This window comes from Phaeobacter sp. A36a-5a, assembly GCF_037911135.1.
GTDB classification, from domain to species: Bacteria; Pseudomonadota; Alphaproteobacteria; order Rhodobacterales; family Rhodobacteraceae; genus Phaeobacter; species Phaeobacter bryozoorum.
Genome location: NZ_JBBLYU010000001.1, coordinates 264,254 through 283,385, shown reverse-complemented (window position 1 = coordinate 283,385; position 19,132 = coordinate 264,254). Strand labels below are relative to the sequence as shown.

The following is a 19,132-nucleotide window of genomic DNA, read 5'->3' as shown; positions in this document are numbered from 1 at the left end:
ATGGGTAAACCGCGCTCCGAACTCGGCATTATTCTCAAAGGCGTCGCCGGAAACCCGCTGGGCCTGATGGGGCTGATCATCGTCGGGGCCATCGTGTTCAGCGCCATCTTCGCGCCATGGATTGTGCCCTACGATCCGATTGCCATGAATATTCAGGACCGTATGCAAGGCCCATCGGCCAGCCATTGGCTGGGCACCGACCAGCTGGGTCGAGATACCTTCAGCCGCGTGATCATGGGCGGACAGGTGGCGCTGAAGGTCGCCTTGCCTGCGGTCTTTGGTGCCATGGTGATCGGTCTGACACTGGGAATGATCGCGGGCTACGGGCCAAAATGGCTCGACAATCTGCTGATGCTTCTGTTTGACACCATCCGGTCATTCCCAACCGTGATGTTCGCGCTGGCCGTCGTCGCGCTGGTGGGTCCCAGCCTGCAAACTGTGGTTTTTGTGGTCATGGCGACCTCGATCCCGACCTATGGCCGTGTGGCGCGCACGCAGACGCTCACATTGCGCAACTCGGAGTTCATACTGGCCGAACGCTCCATGGGGGCCAGCATGGCCCGTATTCTGGGTGTCCATTTGCTGCCAAATATCATTGGCGTCCTGGCGGTTCTGGCTGCCATGGACATCCCCACGGTGATCGCGCTTGAGGCCGGTCTGTCGTTCCTCGGTCTCGGGGTAAAACCGCCGACACCCAGCTGGGGTGCATTGTTGAAAGATGGCTATGCCCTGATCCGGCAAACGCCGTGGCTGGTGGTCGGAGGCGGCCTGCCGATCATCATCGCAACGCTGGGCTTCACCTTCCTCGGCGAATCCCTGCGCGACGTGGTTGACCCGAAATTGAGAAAGAACCGATGACCGAAACCTTGTTGGAGATCGACCATCTCAGCGTCGACTATAAAACCGAACGCGGCGACCTGAAAGCCTTGCGCGATATCACCTTTGACGTCCGCAAAGGGGAAATCGTCGGGATCGTCGGCGAAAGCGGCTGCGGAAAGTCGACGCTGATCTCGTCGATCCTGCGGTTGACGGCACCGAACACGCGGTTCCGTGAGGGCGCGGTACGGTTCAAGGGGCAGGACCTGTTGCAGGCCAACGAGCGTCAGATGCGCGCCCTGCGCGGCGACGATATCTCAATCGTCTTCCAGGACCCGATGCAGACCCACAACCCGGTGCTGACCGTCGGTCAGCAGATGGTCGATATCCAGCACCGGTCCTCCGCATCCAAGGCCGCAAAACGCGCAACCGCCGCGAAAATGCTGGGGGCTGTGGGCATTCCCGATCCCGACGCGCGGCTGAACCAGTTCCCGCATGAATTCTCCGGCGGGATGCGCCAGCGGATCGCCATTGCCATGGCGCTGATGTCCGAGCCTGACCTGCTGATCGCCGATGAACCCACAACGGCACTGGATGCCACGCTTGAAGTACAGATTATCGAACGCTTGCAGGAGCTTCAGCGCGAAATGAACTGCGCGATCCTATTCATCTCGCATCATCTGGGCGTGATTGCGGAACTCTGTGACAGGGTGGTGGTGATGTATGCGGGCGCAGTCGTCGAAAGCGGCGATGTGCGCGAGATCTTTCACAACCCGAAACATCCCTACACCCGCCGCCTGATCGAATGTGATCCGGGCCACATCAAGACCCGCGCCCGTGTCCTGCCGACCATTCCGGGCGAAGTTCCCGATCTGGCGAACCTGCCCGGCGGCTGCATTTTTCGCGACCGGTGCGATCAGGCAATCGCCCGCTGCGCGGCAGACGTGCCGCCACTTGAGCGACTGGGAGACGACGGTCATCTGGCTGCCTGTTGGCTGAACCATGAGGAGATGACGGCGTGAGCCTTCTGTCTGTTGATAACCTTCAAACCAGCTATGGTCAGGTCAATGTGCTGGCTGGCGTCAGCTTTGACGTGGCCCCGGGCGAAACCTACGCGCTTGTCGGCGAAAGCGGATCGGGCAAGACAACCGTCATTCGCGCAATTGCCGGGCTGGCCCCGGCGCAGGCCGGTTCGGTCAAATTCGACGGCAGGGAAATCCGCGGCCTGCCCGAACGGCAGCTGCGCCCCCTGCGCAAGGACATCGCCATGATGTTTCAGGATCCGGTCGGAAGCCTGTCTCCGCGGCTGACCATCGGCAGTCTGATCACGGAACCCTACAGGATTCAGGGCATGAAGAGCCGCGATCAGCACGCCGAGGCCAAGCGCCTGCTGGAGATGGTCAACCTGCCTGCGCATTTTGCCGACCGCTATCCCTATCAATTGTCCGGCGGTCAGGCACGGCGTGTCGGGGTGGCCCGCGCACTGGCGCTGGAACCCAGGTTGATCCTGGCCGACGAACCGACAGCGGGATTGGACGTCTCCGTGCAGGGCGAGTTGCTGAACCTGCTCAATGAACTGCGCGAACGGCTGGGGCTGGCCATGGTGATCATCACCCATAACCTCAGCGTCGTGCGCCATGTGGCCGACCGTATGGGGATCATGTATCTGGGGCGGCTGGTGGAAGAAGGCACCACCGAAGCAATATTCGAAAGCCCGCGCCATCCCTACACCCGCTGCCTTCTCAGCGCGAACCCGGAACCTGACCCTGACGCCCGGCTGGAACGCATCGCGCTGAAGGGCGAACCGCCGAGTCTGCTGAACCGGCCAACGGGATGCGAGTTCCGCGAGCGCTGCCCCTTTGGCCAGGACATTTGCACCCAAACACCCAGATGGGAGGTAACCGCAGGCCATGGCCTGCGCTGCCTCGCGCCACTCTCGTAGCGAGCCCGCAATGACAGCCACGCTTTATTCCAACGGCACCATCCTGACGATGGACGCCGAAAACTCTCAGCCCGAGGCGGTGCTGACCGAAGGCGGATTGATCCGTGCCGTCGGCGACGAAACCGTCCTGCGCGCCCAGATGCCCGGCGGCACGCGGCTCCATGACCTGCAGGGCCAGACGCTTATCCCGGCCTTTATCGACCCGCATGGGCACTTTCCCGATCCGGGGTTCATTGCGCTTTTCCGTGTCGATCTTGCGTCACCGCCACGTGGCGACTGCATCGATATGGCAACGGCGCTGCACCGCCTGCGTGCCAAGGCAGCCGACACCCCAAAAGGCGAATGGGTCATGGGGGTTCTTTTTGACAACACCGCAATCGCCGAGGGTCGGATGCCGACCCGGGCTGAACTGGACGACGTGTCCACAGATCATCCCATCTGGGTGCTTCATGCCTCGGGCCACAATGGCGTCGCGAACTCTGCCGCCCTTGAAATGCGCGGCATCTCACGCGATACGCCGGACCCACTGGGCGGCCGCTATGGCCGCCGGGATGACGGCGCGCTGACAGGTCTCATCGAAGGCCTGTCGGCCATGGGCGAAATGGGCGATACCGATTTCCTGATCAATCGCGAAAGATTCTGGCAGGGTTTCGCGGTCTGCCGCGACGATTACCTCGCCCATGGCGTGACCTATGCGCAGAACGCCTGGACCTCGCGGGTAATGCTGGAGCATTTTGCCTCGCTCGGGCCAGACAAAGATCCCGGTATCGACCTGATGCTGCTGCCCATTGGAGAGCTTGAACCGGGGCTTTGGGACACTCTCGACTGGCCCGGCAATCGGCATTTCACCCTTGGCCCGCGCAAGCTATTTACCGATGGGGCATTCCAGCTTCAGACCGCCTATCTCTCTGCGCCCTATCACCGGCCAATTGACCCGAAACATTCCTGCGGGATGCCCTATGTGGCGGCTGAGGAACACCGCCGCGAAGTCAGGAAACTGCATGACCTCGGCCACCAGATCCATTGCCACTGCAACGGTGATGCCGGGGCCGACATGTTCATCGATGCCGTGGCCGCCGCCTTGGCCGACACCCCGCGCGCGGATCACCGCCACACGATCATTCACGGCCAGACCCTGCGCGACGACCAGCTTGGCCGTATGGCTGAGCTTGGCATCACGGTCAGCTTCTTCTCGGCCCATATCCATTTCTGGGGCGATCGCCATTACAGTACGTTTCTCGGCCCCGAGCGCGCCAGCCGCCTGTCCCCCGCCGCGTCGGCCGAGCGATTTGGGGTCCGCTACACCCTGCACAATGACGCCTCCGTAACGCCAACCAGGCCGCTGCATCTGGCCCATTGCGCCGTCAACCGCACCACATCAAGCGGGCGGCTGCTCGGGGAAAGCCAGAAAATCAGCGTCCTCTCGGCCCTGCGGGCACAAACGATAGACGCGGCCTGGCAGGTCTTCCAGGAAGATATTCGTGGATCAATAGAGCCGGGAAAATGCGCCGATCTTGCAGTTCTCTCAGGCAATCCGATTGCGGCCTCAGAGAACCTTCTGGATTTGAAAGTGACGGCGACAATTCGAGCGGGCAAAATGGTGTCGGGAGACTGACCCTCCGACGAGGTCTGTGTGACTGTGGTCGTGACGGGTTCATTTTTGATCCCTTCACAACCTATTCAGAGAGACCATAGCCGAGGACACAGATTGCAGCAGCTTTGCATTTGGCAATTACCCAATCTCGTATACGTGTGCGCCGGCAACATGCCTCATCTCCATTGCGCTGTTGCATTGGGAGGGGATGCCACGCTCAAGCGTTGCAAAGAACCAATAGGACGCAGACCTGCTAGAATACCCGCCGCACAAGCGCAGCGTCATGGGCGATTACAAGGGTTCGCGATCCAGCCGCGCGACCAGCAATCATCTTTTTTCAGAAATCCACGCAGGTATTGTCGGATTTGCATTGGCCCGCGCGTTCTTGCAGCATGTGATCAGTGCACTGGAGAAAACCATGATCTATGCAATTACAATCTACGGAGAAGCCGGGCTTTTTGAAACACTCCCCAAAGAACGGCAGGACGAAGTGCTGGCCGGACATGGCGCGTTGCAGGAGGCACTGAAGAAACGAGGGGAGTTCATCTCGATCAAGCTGATGCCGCCAACCTCGGCAGTGATGCTTGACCCTGCACCGGTGGTCGATCACCCCCCGTTGATTGTGGATGGGCCCTATGCCGAGACAAAAGAGAGTTTCCTGGGATTTTACGCCGCCGACTTTGAAAACTTGGACGATGCTCTAACCCACGCCAAGATGATCTCATCCCCGGTGGTTCGGCTAGAAGTGCGGCCCGTGGCCTGGGCTGGAGGTGCGATTTCGTCGGAATAGGCATGTGTCGGACTGGCTAGAAGCAACAATCACCAGACAGCGTCCGCAGGCGCTGGCCGCGCTGACCCGCTACTTCCGCGATATAGATATCGCGGAGGACGCCTTTGCAGAGGCCTGTCTCAAAGCCCTCAAGGTCTGGACGGACATCGGCGCACCCCGTGATCCTTTGGCCTGGCTGCTGGCCACCGCCCGCAACGCGGGGCTCGACGCGCTGCGCAAGTCCCAGCGGCACCATGCCATCCTTGCGCGGCACTGTGCAGAGTTTCAACCCATGACAGAGGCACCCCCTGATCCCGATGAACTGCGCGATGACGTCCTGCGCCTGTTGTTCATCTGTTGCCACCCGGAGCTGGAACGGCGCGATCAGATTGCCATCGCGCTGCGGATCGTCGCCGGGCTCAGCGTTGCGGAAATTGCACGCGGCTTCCTGATCAAACCGAAGGCCATGGAACAACGGATCACCCGCGCGAAGAAGAAAATTGCCAGTGGTACCGTCGCCTTTGAAACGCCCAGCCCGCAGGAGCGGGGCGCGCGGCTGGGTGAGGTCTCGCTGATGGTCTACCTGATGTTCAACGAGGGCTGGTCGGCTTCTGGTGGTGAGACCCAGATCAAGCTCACAGTCTGCGAAGAGGCAATCCGCCTCGCTCGTCTGCTGGCAAACCTGTTCCCGGCCATGGGCGAGCAGGCGGCGCTTCTGTCGCTCCTGCTGTTTCAACATTCGCGATGTGACGCGCGCATGGATGCTGATGGCCAGCTCGTCCCGTTGGAGGATCAGAACCGCAGCCGATGGGATCTCTCCCAAATCGCCGAGGCGACGGCGCTGCTACAAAAGGCCCAGAGGATCAATCATCGGGGGGTTTACATCATTCAGGCCGCGATTGCTGCGGTCCATGCCCGCGCGCCCTCCGCAGAAGAGACCGATTGGTCACTGATCGCTGCGCATTACGCCGCGCTCTATGCCCTGCAGCCTTCGCCCGTTGTGCGTCTCAACCTCATCGCATCCGAGGCACGGATTGAAGGCCCTGCCTACGCGTTGGCCGCGTTGGAGCCGCTGGCTGACGATCTGTCGCAATACCGCTGGTTTCATGCCATGAGAGGCCGGCTGTTGCAGGACACCGGCAATCATCTAGCGGCCATCAAGGCGTTTGAAGCAGCGCTTTCACTCAACCCGACAGCACCGGAACGCGCCGCCGTTCAAGGAAAAATCGCGCTCAGCAAAAAAGAACTGCCCGACGTGTAGGGGTTGGGAGTGGTCATGCGTCCTTGGGTCAGACCTGCATTCGGGCAGGCAAACAGGGAGAAGACATATGAGCATTCTTGAGATGACAGCAATTGGAAACGCCGGCTGGATCGGGCACTCCGGGCCGGATCAGGAGAAGGCCAAAACCTTTTATCAGGAGGTGCTAGGCTGGACGATCAACAATATGCCGATGCAGGACGGGTCCAGCTACTCGGCGATTGCGGTGGGCGAAACGGCGATTGGCGGTTTTTCTCCCATGCCCGAGGAGAGCGGAAGTTGGACGATTTTCTTTACCGTTGCCGATGTGGACAGCTGCGTGGCCACCGCAAAGGCCAAAGGCGCAACCGTCCTGCAAGCCCCCATGGATATGCCCGGTGTCGGTCGCATGGCAACGCTCACAGATCCGCAGGGCGCCCGCTTTGCAGTGATCACCTATGCCCAGAACCCGGCCTAAGGACGCGCTCAGATGGAACAAACACCACAGATCGCGCTGGCCGTAACGGCGATTTTCGTCCTTCTCAGCATCCCGATGGCGATCTCGGTCGGGGTGCGCCGGGCCAAAACCGGCATCCTGCTGCTGCATGGTGACGATGATGTGCTGCTGCGTCGGATCCGGGCCCATGGCAACTTTGTCGAATATGTCCCGCTTGCGCTTCTGGCCCTCGCCGGTGCTGAAATCGCCGGAACCGCAGCTTGGCTGGTGGCCCTCTGCGGTGCCGTGCTCATCCTGGCGCGGCTCATCCACTACTTTGGCCTGCTTGCATCGGCGGATAGCAAAGGGCGCGCCGTCGGTGCCGCGCTGACAACCTTGGCGATGTTCATGCTCGCCATCGCCATCCTGTGGCAACTATTTGGGGCTGCCTGATGCCTTATGACGAAGGCCTTAGCCAACACATGCGCGGCGCACTCGCCGCGCATGTGGGGATCACTGAAAAGCGGATGATGGGCGGTGTGTGTTTTTTCCTGAACGGCAATATGCTTTGCGGTGCGCGACGGCACAAAGATGGTGTCGGGCGGTTTATGTTCCGTATCGGCAAGGAGAACGAAGCGGCCGCCCTTGCAGACCCGACGGCCCGCGTCGTCATCCACGGCAAGCGCAAGCTGGGTGGCTTCATCCTGGTAGATGAGGCCGATTGCCCGGACCCCGCGATGAAGCGCTGGCTGCAGCAATGCCTGGCACATGAAGCAGCCCTGCCCGCCAAAAATTGAGGGACAATCATGAATACATTCGACAGCTACAGCCCCGATGCGCTGCAATTCCTGCGCGATCTGAAGGCGAACAACACCAAAGACTGGTTCACGGCACATAAAACGACATATGAACACTGCATCAAAGATCCCACCAAGGTCTTTGCAGCTCACATGGAGAGCGCACTTGGTGCGCTGACCGGTCAACCGCATAGCAGCAAGATCTTCCGTATCCATCGCGACGTCCGCTTCTCCAAGGTCAAGACGCCCTACAACGCTCATATCCACGTCGCCTTGAGACCAGAAAGAACAACAGCGCAGCCGCCCATGTGGTTCTTCGGTCTCTCGCCTGAGAAGCTGACGCTGGGCTGTGGCGTGTTTCAATACGACAACGAAGCACTCGCCAATTTCCGCAGGGCGATGGCGGGTCCTAAAGGGGCCGAGTTGATCGCATTGACGGACGAACTGCGTGCCTCAGGTATCCGCATCGGTGAGCCGGACCTGAAACGGGTCCCCAAAGGTTTTGATAAGGATCATCCGAACGAGGTTGCACTGCGACGCAAGGGGTTTGCCGCATGGATCGACATCACCGACACAGCCTTTGTCACGGAGCCAAATCTCGTCGAACGTAGCACTGCGACGTTTCAAAAGCTCATCCCGGTATTTGACCTGCTTTCCGACATCGGTTCCCCTACCGGCCCCTGCTAAAGAATCCGCAGTATCATCGGCACGGTCGCAATATGACACTTGTGTGGGAATACAGGCGGTTGACGCGCGTCATTTGATAGGCCTGAAGCACCTCTAGATGACAGAGCCCGATAGACGGCGGCAGAGCGGAGGCCGATCTCAGCGTGGCGCGGTGACCATAATGAATTTACTCGGCTTGCTTATCGCCGCAAAACCATATCGGGCGACCGGCCGCCAAGTCGGTTGGCGAAGGCCTCGGTGAACGACTATTTGCATCCATGGCCATGTGCTTACAGCCGAGCGCGACCGGTAAGCGGATTGCTTCACGGACACAGAGAGGATTCCGGCGCGATTGCCGACGTTGTCCGCTTGGAGCATGGCGCCTTGAGCGAGATAGTGGCAGCCCGCCGCTCGATCCAAGACACAGGCTGATCCAGACCGTTTCGCGCGGCCTGCACCTGCGATACCGGCGCCCGACGCGAAAGCGAAGGTGGTCAAGAGGACCACATTCACGGCCCTCAGGGCAGAGCGATCCCCAATATGTGCGGCTCATCAGCCGGATGGAAATCCATCGTGGGCGCCCTATTCCACCCCAACATTAAGAGAAACAGAATACGACAATATTGAGGAAGATGGCGGAGACGATGGGATTCGAACCCACGAGACCCTTCCGGGCCTACTCCCTTAGCAGGGGAGCGCCTTCGACCACTCGGCCACGTCTCCGCTGACCCGTCTATCAGCGCAACCAAGCCAAGAACAAGGGCGAAATGCTGTTTTCGGCAAAAAAATTGCAGCCCTTGACCAGGGGGACAAAAACAGCAATCGCCCCGCCGCAGGCGTGCTGCAGCGGGGCGATGTGAGACGCTGTTCGGACGAAGGAAACCGTCGTCGCGCACCGCTTCAGGGCAGGATGGCAAGCCGCTTCAGGAACAGAGTTTTCACCGCATCGGCGTCAACTGCCATGTAGACGTCGATCGGCTTGCGGTCGCTGTCTGTGGCGAGGCGGGTTTCGCCTGACGTTTCACCGTCGCAGGACACCTCCATTGCAACCGAGCGCGCCGTGAACAACTCAGGATGCGTGCAGGCAATGACTGCGGCCGGATCATGAAGCGAGCAGCCGTCAAACTTGCCGACGGTTTCATAGAAATGCAGGTAGAAGACTGACATTTCCTGCAACATCCCACCCAGCTCCGGGGATTGCGCGGCAATGGCGGAGAAATCCTCGGCGGTGCACAGAATGCGATGCGTGACATCCAGACCGACCATCTCAACCTGCGCGCCGGAACCGAAGACGACGTCGGCCGCGTGGGGGTCGTGATAGATGTTGGCTTCGGCGTGGGGGGTGATATTGCCGCCCTCTTCCAGCGAGCCACCCATGATCACGATCCGTTTCACATTTTTTGCAAACTCGGCGTCGCGCTGAATCGCATGGGCGATATTGGTCAGCGGACCAATCGGACAGATCACCAGCTCACCCTTGTGCTCACGCGCCATGCGGATCAGGAAGTCAGCTGCATCCTCCTCCAGAGCTTGCCCTTTCGGCGTCTTGGCCGGAATGTCGCCAAACCCTTCGGCGCCATGCACATGGGCAGAGGGCGTAAACGGCGGCAGCACCAGCGGGGTCTCGGCGCCGTGGGCGACAGGCAGGTCCAGACCCGCAGCTTCCAGCAAACGCAACGCGTTACGGGTGGCCGTTTTGGTGGTCACATTGCCAAAGATTGTCGTCAGCCCGAGTAGCTCGATATCCGGGGCCGCGGCCGCATAGAAAATCGCCATGGCATCGTCGATACCGGGATCCGTGTCGATGATCAGCTTTGTCATTTTTATCCTTCCGACTAATTAATCGTGCGGGTTTAGCATTTCCGTTAGCGGCAACTCAAGCCTGCCACTTTCAGGAATAGACAACAGCTGTATCAAGAAAATGCCCGCCTTCACTGGAAGACGGGCACCAATATTGTCGCGGAGAGCAGAAAGATCAGGTGTTGAACAGGAAGTGCAGCACATCGCCATCCTTGACGATGTAGCTTTTGCCCTCGGCGCGCATCTTGCCCGCTTCCTTGGCACCCTGTTCGCCGTTATGGGCGATGAAATCGTCATAGGCGATGGTTTCAGCGCGGATGAAACCTTTCTCGAAATCGCCGTGGATGACGCCCGCCGCCTGTGGTGCCGCAGTACCGGACCGGATGGTCCAGGCACGTGCTTCCTTGGGGCCGACGGTGAAATAGGTCTCCAGGTGCAACAGCTGGTAGCCTGCACGGATCAGCCGGTCGAGACCAGCCTCGGCAAGTCCCATTTCGGAGAGGAACATCTCTGCTTCCTCCGGCTCCAGCTGGCTGATTTCTTCTTCGATCTGGGCGGAGATGATTACATGGCTGTTGCCCTGAGCCGCTGCCATGCCCGCCACTTTGGCCGAATGCTCGTTGCCCTCGACCGATTCCGACTCGCCGACGTTGCAGACATAAAGCACTGGCTTGGTTGTCAGCAGTTGCAGCATTTTCCAGGCCTTGGCATCCTCTGCATCGACCTCGACCAGGCGCGCGGGTTGGCCATCTTCCAACATCGCCTGTGCCGCCGCCAGAAGGCGGTCCTGCTGCTGAGCTTCCTTGTCGTTGCCCTTCAGCTTACGCACCAGATTGGCGCGGCGTTTTTCAATGCTTTCTAGGTCGGCCAGCATCAGTTCAGTCTCGATCACCTCGGCATCGGCAACCGGGTCAACGCGCCCTTCAACATGGGTCACATCGCCATCTTCAAAGCAGCGCAGGACATGGGCGATGGCATCGGTTTCGCGGATGTTGGCGAGAAACTGGTTGCCCAGACCCTCGCCCTGCGAAGCGCCTTTGACCAGGCCTGCGATATCAACAAATGTCATCCGCGTCGGGATGATCTGTTTAGAGCCCGCAATGGCCGCCAGCTTGTCCAGCCGGGCATCGGGCACGCCGACTTCACCGACATTCGGTTCGATCGTGCAAAACGGAAAGTTCGCCGCCTGCGCCGATGCGGTTTTCGTCAATGCGTTGAACAGAGTCGACTTGCCGACGTTCGGCAGACCCACGATTCCCATTTTAAAGCCCATTTCGGCCTCCTGATGCCACTTGGGAGGTGCTTCTAGGCAGCATTTCGAAGTGACGCAAGCGCGCATCTCCCGCCCCCTCCGCCAAGCGCCCCGGTCGAGGCTGGTGCAAAGAGCAGTGAAGACCTAGTCCCGATGCGGAGGTTCTGAGCAAGGAAAATTTCAAAACAAGGTGCAACCAATTGGCGACACTCGCGTTCCTTTGATCGGAATGTGATCCCTTTGCCCCGCCAGAAGGTAGACATTCTTATGATTTAACGGCTCATTTCAGCTAGGCTGACCAAAACGAGACTATTGACAATGACATTACGCACCTTCGTTACCGCGACGCCCCTCGCCTGCGCCCTGACGCTTGCCAGCGCCCTCCCTTCGGCTGCCGCCGACTGGATCTTTGGTGCAGGATATTCAAGCTTTTCCCGTGAAGGGGCAGAGGATAGCGCATTGATCTCGGTGGAGTACCAGCATGATGCGTTCTGGCAGCGTGGCAACTTCGACGCAGCCTTTGGTGCCGCACTTGATTTGCAAACCACTGGCGATCTGTTCATCGGCGCAGGTGCGGTCGGCACGTGGCATCTCCAGCGCGGCTGGTTCATTGAAACCAGCGTAATGCCCGGTGCCTACGCCGAGAGTGTCCGGCTCAACGATCTGGGCTCAACATTTGAAATTCGCAGCGCAATCGCCCTTGGCAAGGAATTCGCAAATGGCAAATCTCTGTCGCTGGCGCTGACCCATAAATCAAACGCATCCACAGCCGATATCAACCCCGGGGTAAATTCGCTTCTGCTACGCTGGCACGTCCCCTTCAAGGGCTAGAGGCAGGCGCCCGCCTGGCGGAGGAGCAGCGTGGCAATAAGGCGAGCGGGATTGATTTCCGCCGCAACATTCGGCACACCGAAGCGGACACATTCAAAAGGCCCGATCATGACCCGCATTGATGCCAAATTCGCCGAACTGAAAGCTGCCAGCAAAAAGGCCTTTGTCGCCTATGTCATGGCGGGTGACCCTGACTTCGACACCTCGCTTGAACTGGTAAAGGGGCTGCCCGCGGCGGGCGTCGATGTGATCGAACTGGGCCTACCCTTTACCGATCCGATGGCCGATGGCCCGACCATTCAGCTGGCCGGACAGCGCGCGCTGGAAGCCGGTATGACCCTTGAGCGCACACTTGAGCTGGCGCGTGCGTTCCGCGCCGAAGACGACACCACACCCATCGTGATGATGGGATACTACAATCCTATCTATAGCCGGGGCGTTGATAAGTTCCTCAAAGACGCCAAGGCAGCTGGCATCGACGGGTTGATCGTGGTTGACCTGCCGCCGGAAGAAGACAGCGAATTGTGCCTCCCCGCGCAGGAGGCAGGGCTGAATTTCATTCGACTGGCCACTCCTACCACCGACGACAAGCGCCTGCCCCGCGTCCTGCAAAACACCTCCGGTTTCGTCTATTACGTCTCGATCACCGGGATCACAGGTGCAGCCGAAGCCGAAGCGACCAATGTCGGACCGGAAGTGGCGCGGATCAAAGCCAATACCGATCTGCCTGTTATCGTCGGCTTTGGCATCAATACGCCTGAAAAATCAAAGGCCATCGCCTCCGTCGCCGATGGCGCGGTGGTCGGCTCTGCCATTGTCGGCCAGATTGGCGCAGGCAAATCCGTCGCCGAGGTCCTCAGTTTCGTAAAGTCTCTCTCTGACGGGGCACACGCTGCCTGATCGCAATCAGCTGATCGCCGCCAACAATCATCAGGCCGCATCCCATCGGGTGCGGCTTTTTTGCCGGTCACATCCGCGCGCGAGCATCCTGCATTGCATCTCACCCGATGGATTGGTAATAAATTATTACCAAGCAAGGGCGAGGATGACACCGTGCCAGTCATTACCAATATCGACGATCTGAAACGCATCTATGAACGGCGTGTCCCGCGCATGTTCTATGATTATGCAGAAAGTGGCAGCTGGACCGAGCAGACCTTTCGCGACAACACCAGCGATTTTGAAAAGATTCGACTGCGCCAACGGGTGGCGGTCGATATGGCTGGCCGCAGCACCGCAAGCCGGATGATCGGGCAGGAAGTGTCGATGCCTGTTGCCCTCGCGCCGGTTGGTCTGACCGGTATGCAACATGCCGATGGCGAGATAAAAGCAGCCCGCGCCGCCGAGGCTTTCGGCGTGCCGTTCACGCTGTCGACAATGTCCATCAACTCGATCGAGGACGTGGCCGAGGCTACGACAAAACCCTTTTGGTTTCAGCTTTATACGATGAAGGACGAGGATTATGTCCGTCGTCTGATCCGGCGTGCAAAAGACGCCAAATGCTCCGCACTGGTAATCACGTTGGACCTCCAAATTCTTGGCCAGCGGCACAAGGATCTGAAAAACGGCCTTTCCGCACCGCCGAAGCTGACCCCAAAGACCATCGCCAACCTGATGACCAAATGGACCTGGGGCCTGCAGATGCTGGGCGCCAAGCGGCGTAACTTCGGCAATATCGTCGGCCATGTGGACGGGATTTCGGACGCCTCGTCACTGGGTGCCTGGACAGCGGAACAGTTCGACCCCTCGCTCGACTGGGGGAAGATTGCCAAGCTGATCGAGCTTTGGGATGGCAAGGTCATCCTGAAGGGAATTCTAGATGTAGAAGATGCCAGGATGGCAGCAAAAGTTGGTGCCGACGCGATCGTGGTCTCCAATCATGGTGGCCGCCAGTTGGATGGCGCACTGAGCTCCATTCAGATGCTTCCTGCAATCATGGAGGCTGTAGGCGATCAGATCGAGGTTCATTTGGACAGCGGCATCCGCTCCGGCCAGGATATCCTGAAGGCACTTGCCCTTGGCGCGACGGGAACCATGATCGGGCGCGCCTTTGTTTACGGGCTCGGCGCTATGGGACAGGCCGGCGTCACCCGGGCACTGGAGGTGCTGCACAAGGAGCTGGATACAACAATGGCGCTATGCGGTGAGAAATCTGTCGCCAATCTGGGTCGTCACAACCTGCTGATCCCCGAAGATTTCGGCGGGCGCTGGCAGTAACATACGGCGCGGCGACAGCCGTATTTCCGGTTTGCGACTTGCAATATCAGCCAATCCGGTCTATGCGCACGGCTTCACGCGGGGTGACAGCCTTGGAGGCACCCCCATTATCAAATTGGAGAATTATCATGGCTGGTCAGATTCCTGATCTTGTTTGCCAAGAACGTACGGGGTCGGGCAAGGGCGCCGCTCGTGCAGCACGTCGTGCTGGCATGGTTCCTGGTGTTGTTTTCGGTGGCGATGCCGAACCGATGTCGATCCAGATCCCCTTCAACGAACTGCTGAAAAAACTGAAAGCCGGCCGCTTCAAGTCCACCCTGTGGAACCTGAAAGTGGAAGGCCAGGAAGACGTGCGCGTGATCTGCCGCGACGTTCAGCGTGACGTTGTCAAGGACCTGCCGACACACTTCGACCTGATGCGTCTGCGTCGCACCTCGAAGGTGAATCTCTTCGTTCCCGTAGAGTTCATCAACGAAGACAAAGCCCCCGGCATCAAGCGTGGCGGCGTTCTGACCGCCGTCCGTCCCGAGGTTGAGCTGGTTGTGACCGCTGGCGACATCCCCGAGAAGCTGGTTGTTGATCTTGACGGTCTGAATGTTGGCGACACCGTCACCATCTCCTCAATCAAACTGCCGGAAGGCGCAAAGCCGACCATCGACCGCGATTTCGTTGTAGCCAACATCTCCGCTCCGTCGGGCCTGAAGTCCGCTGACAACGAAGCGTCTGAAGACGAAGCCGAAGTGGCCGCAGAAGAATAAGCTCCGACCGAAATGTCCGGAACGATGAAGCGAGGCCATCTTTGGCCTCGCTTTTTTTTGTAGATATGGGCGGCAGTCTTGGCAGGTCGCCACCTTTCAAACGGATGTCGAATCGCGTCAGGGGCTGGATTTTTTTTCGCAAACGCGCCATGTAGCCTGATGAGATAGAGCCCCACACCAAACACATCGTAGAATTGTCCATGAAACTTTTTGTTGGCCTCGGAAACCCCGGCGCGAAATATGCAGGCAACCGGCACAATATCGGCTTTATGGCGCTGGATCAGATTGCTAGCGACCACGGGTTTTCGCCTTGGAAATCAAAGTTCCAGGCCCAGATCAGTGAAGGTGTGCTTGGCGGAACCAAAGTCCTGCTGCTGAAACCGCAGACCTTTATGAACCTGTCCGGTCAGTCCGTCGGCGAAGCTATGCGGTTCTATAAACTCGCCCCCGTCGATGTGATTGTCCTGCACGATGAGCTGGACCTTGCACCGGGGAAGGCGCGGGTGAAACAGGGTGGCGGCCATGCAGGCCATAATGGGCTGCGCTCGATCCATTCTCATATCGGTGCAGATTACGGTCGCGTGCGGCTCGGTATCGGTCACCCGGGTCACAAGGACGCCGTTGCAGGATATGTGCTACGCGATTTCGCGAAGGCAGATGAGGTCTGGCTCGATGATCTAATGCGCGGTATCTCCGACGGCGCCGCCCATTTGGCGGCGGGAGATGGCGGAAAATTCATGAATGCCGTTGCCCTGCGCGTGGCTCCACCGCGCAGCTCGAGCGCCGGGTCGGCGCCAAAGGGGCAGAAAGCTGCCGTACCTTCGGAAAAAGCGGCAAAATCCGGAGACACGGCCAAGTCGCAGCCCTCCCAGCCTTCACAAGCCGATAGAACTGACACCGGCAATCAACCCCAGCCATCCGCCATGGAGCGGCTGCTGAACAAGTTCAAGTAATTAAAGTTTCCGTTGCGTCCTGTTTGCGCGGGCAGGCTCCGGCTGGCTAGGCTCAGCCGCGCCCGAGGAGGATTTTTATGCGTCGATATTTAGAGCTATTTTCCTATTTTCTGATAACCTTACTGATCTGCGCGACCGCCCTTGCCTATTGGCAGCGAGAGTCGCTGAGCCGTCTGATGGCCGTGAACAGGCTGTTTGATGCAGATCGTATTGTTTCTAATTTCTCAAATATGGAGGCGGCATTCCTGACGGTCCCCCTTGATCGTGGCGACACTGCGGTCAGCCCCCTACCGCGCGGCGTCGAAATGACACTGCCAGCCGGCGCCCAAGACTGGATCAATGAGCGGACGGTTACGTCTCTCTTGGTACTGAAGGGCGGTCAGCTTCGTCACGAAAGCTATTATCAGGGGACCGAACCGGGTGATCTGCGGATTTCCTGGTCGATGGCCAAGAGCTACCTCTCGGCGCTGCTGGGCATTCTGTTGCAGGAGGATAAGATCCGCTCGCTCGATGATCTTGTCATCGAGTATGCGCCCGAGCTGAAGGGCAGTGCCTATGAGCGGGCCAGCATCCGCAATGTGTTGAATATGGCCAGCGGAGTTAAGTTCAACGAGGATTATCTGGACTATAACTCCGACATCAACCGTATGGGGCGCACGCTGGCGCTTGGCGGCACGCTGGATGAGTTCGCCGCCGGCCTGACCGAAACAATCGGAGCCCCGGGCGAGGCCTGGCAGTATGTCTCCATCGACACCCATGTGCTGGGAATGGTCATCCGCGGGGCAACGGGCCGCACCGTCCCGGACCTTCTGTCAGAGAAAATACTGCGGCATCTCGGCCTGGAACAGGCGGGCTATTATCTGACGGATGGCGAGGGCGTTGCCTTTGTGCTGGGAGGGATCAACCAGACCACGCGAGACTATGCACGCTTTGGTCAGATGATTGCCCTGAACGGCCACTACAACGGCATCCAGGTGGTTCCGCAGGCCTGGATCACCGCCTCCACCCGGCCATCGGCGCCGACAAAGGCCGGTCGTATCGGGTATGGGTTTCAATGGTGGATCCCCAAGAATGCCGTACCGGGCGAATTTCTGGCCAGAGGGGTCTACGGGCAGTATATCTATATCAATCAGGCCCGCGAGGTGGTGATTGTGGTAACCAGCGCTGATCGGCGGTTCCGTGATCCCGGTGTCGCTGATGAAAACGTCAGAATACTGCGGGCCCTTGCCAAATCTCTGTAGGATCCGACCATGGACCAAGACGACAGCATAAACGTATTCGGGAGAGCCCTGGCCTCCTGTTCCACCGCTCCGATGACCGGGTTCTTTCGTGACGGCCATTGCAACACCTGCGCGCAGGATCAGGGCAGCCATACGGTCTGCGCGGTGATGACGGATGAGTTTCTGGCCTATTCCAAATACGTCGGCAATGACCTCTCCACACCGCGCCCCGAATTCGGCTTTGCCGGGCTGAAGGCCGGGGACAGCTGGTGCCTTTGTGCCGCGCGTTTCCTTCAGGCGGCTGACGAAGGTTGCGCACCACAGGTCAACCTTGCGGCGACACATAAGCGTGCTTTGGAGATCGTTCCGCTCAGCGTGCTGAAAAACCATGCTGCATCAGGGGAAACCTCTTAGGCGCAGCGAACCGCCTGCGAGCCTAGAGCCACGAATAAAGGCGCCCGCGATGCGAGGCGCCTTTTTCTTGATTATTCGCGCATTGTGGCAGGTTCAGTCGCTGTCGCGGCCTTCGGTGTCAGACATGTCAAAGCCGAGGTGACGGGCGACGGTAAAGATATCCTTGTCGCCACGACCACACATGTTCATCACGATGATATGGTCTTTTGGCAGATCCGGTGCGATCTTCATCACATGCGCCAGTGCATGGCTTGGCTCAAGCGCCGGGATGATCCCCTCCAGCGCACAGGACAGCTGAAACGCTTCCAGCGCCTCCTTATCGGTGATGGAGACGTAGTCGGCGCGGCCGATATCATTCAGCCAGGCGTGTTCCGGCCCGATCCCCGGGTAGTCCAGTCCGGCAGAGATCGAAAAGCCCTCAAGGATCTGCCCGTCGTCGTCCTGCAACAGGTAGGTTCGGTTGCCGTGAAGCACCCCCGGGCGACCGCCAGTTAGAGATGCGCAATGCTGCATCTTCTCGTCAACCCCCTTGCCGCCGGCCTCGACCCCGATGATGTTGACCGATTTGTCATCAAGGAAGGGGTAGAACAGGCCCATGGCGTTCGATCCGCCACCGATGGCCGCAATCACAGTGTCAGGCAGGCGACCCTCCCCCTCCTGCTCCGCGAGCTGCCAGCGGACCTCTTTGCCGATCACCGCCTGGAAGTCGCGCACCATCGCCGGATAGGGGTGTGGGCCAGCCACCGTCCCGATGCAGTAAAAGGTGTCGTGGACGTTGGTCACCCAGTCGCGCAGCGCGTCATTCATGGCATCTTTCAGCGTTCCACGCCCCGAGGTGACCGGGATCACCTCAGCACCCAGAAGCCGCATACGGAAGACATTGGGCGCCTGACGCTGCACATCATGAGCGCCCATATAGACCACGCATTTCAGGCCGAACTTAGCGCAGACCGTTGCTGTTGCAACACCATGCTGCCCGGCGCCCGTCTCGGCGATGATCCGGTTCTTGCCCATGCGGCGGGCGAGCAGGATCTGCCCCAGAACATTGTTGATCTTATGCGCGCCAGTGTGGTTCAGCTCATCACGCTTCAGATAAACCTTGGCACCGCCGAGATGGTCCGTCAACCGCTCGGCGAAATAGAGCGGGCTGGGGCGACCCACATAGTTCTTCCAAAGGTCATCCATCTCCGCCCAGAAACTTGGATCATCCTTGGCGCGATCATACTCCTCTTCCAGGCTGAGGATCAGCGGCATCAGGGTCTCGCTGACAAACCGTCCCCCGAAAATACCAAACCGTCCCTGTTCGTCAGGACCGTTCATGAAGCTGTTGAATAGATCTTCGGCCATGGTTCTTTCCTTCTTCGCGGCGCTCGATATGAGTATAGCGCAGCCTGCCCCGGGTAAAGAGAGGTGCAGCGGATTATCGAGGC

The 19,132-nt window shown here is 59.3% G+C and carries 20 protein-coding genes and 1 tRNA gene; 17 read left to right on the top strand and 4 right to left on the bottom strand.

Annotation, left to right across the window (positions count from 1 at the left end; translation table 11 throughout):
* The 10 genes from WLQ66_RS01370 to WLQ66_RS01325 all read left to right on the top strand — a co-directional run bounded on the left by WLQ66_RS01370 (window position 1) and on the right by WLQ66_RS01325 (window position 8,278).
* Entirely contained in the window at window positions 1-858 is an 858-nt protein-coding gene (locus WLQ66_RS01370) for an ABC transporter permease (RefSeq protein WP_340546277.1), read from the top strand.
* Window positions 855-1,838 carry an ABC transporter ATP-binding protein gene (locus tag WLQ66_RS01365; protein WP_340544472.1) on the top strand — a complete coding sequence of 328 codons (984 nt, stop codon included), beginning with the start codon at window positions 855-857 and terminating at the stop codon, window positions 1,836-1,838. The genes WLQ66_RS01370 and WLQ66_RS01365 overlap by 4 nt, the downstream gene beginning before the upstream one ends.
* Window positions 1,835-2,758: an oligopeptide/dipeptide ABC transporter ATP-binding protein gene (locus WLQ66_RS01360; protein ID WP_340544471.1), complete on the top strand. Its 924-nt coding sequence runs from the start codon at window positions 1,835-1,837 to the stop codon at window positions 2,756-2,758. The genes WLQ66_RS01365 and WLQ66_RS01360 overlap by 4 nt, the downstream gene beginning before the upstream one ends.
* A 10-nt stretch (window positions 2,759-2,768) precedes the next feature.
* A complete protein-coding gene (locus WLQ66_RS01355) occupies window positions 2,769-4,373 on the top strand; it encodes an amidohydrolase (protein ID WP_340544470.1) in 1,605 nt (534 codons plus the stop codon).
* Between the two features lie 262 nt (window positions 4,374-4,635).
* Window positions 4,636-5,142, top strand: coding sequence for a YciI family protein (locus tag WLQ66_RS01350; protein WP_340544469.1), 507 nt, complete (start codon window positions 4,636-4,638; stop codon window positions 5,140-5,142).
* 4 nt (window positions 5,143-5,146) lie between these two features.
* On the top strand, window positions 5,147-6,382 hold the full coding sequence (locus WLQ66_RS01345) for an RNA polymerase sigma factor (protein ID WP_340544467.1): 1,236 nt from the start codon (window positions 5,147-5,149) through the stop codon (window positions 6,380-6,382).
* 67 nt (window positions 6,383-6,449) lie between these two features.
* Window positions 6,450-6,836 carry a VOC family protein gene (locus WLQ66_RS01340; RefSeq protein WP_340544466.1) on the top strand — a complete coding sequence of 129 codons (387 nt, stop codon included), beginning with the start codon at window positions 6,450-6,452 and terminating at the stop codon, window positions 6,834-6,836.
* A 12-nt stretch (window positions 6,837-6,848) separates the two neighbouring features.
* Window positions 6,849-7,247, top strand: coding sequence for an MAPEG family protein (locus tag WLQ66_RS01335; protein WP_340544464.1), 399 nt, complete (start codon window positions 6,849-6,851; stop codon window positions 7,245-7,247).
* Entirely contained in the window at window positions 7,247-7,591 is a 345-nt protein-coding gene (locus WLQ66_RS01330) for a TfoX/Sxy family protein (RefSeq protein WP_340544463.1), read from the top strand. The genes WLQ66_RS01335 and WLQ66_RS01330 overlap by 1 nt, the downstream gene beginning before the upstream one ends.
* Before the next feature lie 9 nt (window positions 7,592-7,600).
* A complete protein-coding gene (locus WLQ66_RS01325) occupies window positions 7,601-8,278 on the top strand; it encodes a DUF2461 domain-containing protein (protein ID WP_340544461.1) in 678 nt (225 codons plus the stop codon).
* A gap of 612 nt (window positions 8,279-8,890) precedes the next feature.
* Here WLQ66_RS01325 and WLQ66_RS01320 read toward each other — a convergent pair.
* The 3 genes from WLQ66_RS01320 to ychF all read right to left on the bottom strand — a co-directional run bounded on the left by WLQ66_RS01320 (window position 8,891) and on the right by ychF (window position 11,330).
* A tRNA-Ser gene (locus WLQ66_RS01320) sits at window positions 8,891-8,980 on the bottom strand.
* Between the two features lie 177 nt (window positions 8,981-9,157).
* Window positions 9,158-10,078, bottom strand: coding sequence for a nucleoside hydrolase (locus WLQ66_RS01315; RefSeq protein ID WP_340544460.1), 921 nt, complete (start codon window positions 10,076-10,078; stop codon window positions 9,158-9,160).
* A 154-nt stretch (window positions 10,079-10,232) separates the two neighbouring features.
* The gene (ychF, locus tag WLQ66_RS01310; protein ID WP_340544458.1) at window positions 10,233-11,330 is read right to left on the bottom strand and encodes a redox-regulated ATPase YchF; all 1,098 of its coding nucleotides are present in this window, start codon (window positions 11,328-11,330) and stop codon (window positions 10,233-10,235) included.
* 297 nt (window positions 11,331-11,627) lie between these two features.
* Between ychF and WLQ66_RS01305 the strand changes: the two genes are divergently transcribed.
* The 7 genes from WLQ66_RS01305 to WLQ66_RS01275 all read left to right on the top strand — a co-directional run bounded on the left by WLQ66_RS01305 (window position 11,628) and on the right by WLQ66_RS01275 (window position 17,702).
* Window positions 11,628-12,140, top strand: a complete 513-nt coding sequence (locus WLQ66_RS01305) for an acyloxyacyl hydrolase (protein ID WP_340544457.1) — start codon at window positions 11,628-11,630, stop codon at window positions 12,138-12,140.
* Window positions 12,141-12,248: 108 nt separating this feature from the next.
* A complete protein-coding gene (gene trpA / locus WLQ66_RS01300) occupies window positions 12,249-13,040 on the top strand; it encodes a tryptophan synthase subunit alpha (protein WP_340544456.1) in 792 nt (263 codons plus the stop codon).
* Window positions 13,041-13,193: 153 nt separating this feature from the next.
* Window positions 13,194-14,357 (top strand): alpha-hydroxy acid oxidase, encoded by a 1,164-nt coding sequence (locus WLQ66_RS01295; RefSeq protein ID WP_340544455.1) that lies wholly within the window; start codon window positions 13,194-13,196, stop codon window positions 14,355-14,357.
* A gap of 128 nt (window positions 14,358-14,485) precedes the next feature.
* Window positions 14,486-15,115: a 50S ribosomal protein L25/general stress protein Ctc gene (locus WLQ66_RS01290; protein ID WP_340544454.1), complete on the top strand. Its 630-nt coding sequence runs from the start codon at window positions 14,486-14,488 to the stop codon at window positions 15,113-15,115.
* A 200-nt stretch (window positions 15,116-15,315) separates the two neighbouring features.
* A complete protein-coding gene (gene pth / locus WLQ66_RS01285) occupies window positions 15,316-16,068 on the top strand; it encodes an aminoacyl-tRNA hydrolase (protein ID WP_340544453.1) in 753 nt (250 codons plus the stop codon).
* Between the two features lie 77 nt (window positions 16,069-16,145).
* A complete protein-coding gene (locus WLQ66_RS01280; protein WP_340544452.1) occupies window positions 16,146-17,309 on the top strand; it encodes a serine hydrolase domain-containing protein in 1,164 nt (387 codons plus the stop codon).
* A gap of 9 nt (window positions 17,310-17,318) precedes the next feature.
* A complete protein-coding gene (locus WLQ66_RS01275; protein ID WP_340544451.1) occupies window positions 17,319-17,702 on the top strand; it encodes a DUF2237 family protein in 384 nt (127 codons plus the stop codon).
* 93 nt (window positions 17,703-17,795) lie between these two features.
* Here WLQ66_RS01275 and trpB read toward each other — a convergent pair whose 3' ends face one another.
* Window positions 17,796-19,049, bottom strand: coding sequence for a tryptophan synthase subunit beta (trpB, locus tag WLQ66_RS01270; protein ID WP_340544450.1), 1,254 nt, complete (start codon window positions 19,047-19,049; stop codon window positions 17,796-17,798).
* Between the last annotated feature and the right edge of the window lie 83 nt (window positions 19,050-19,132).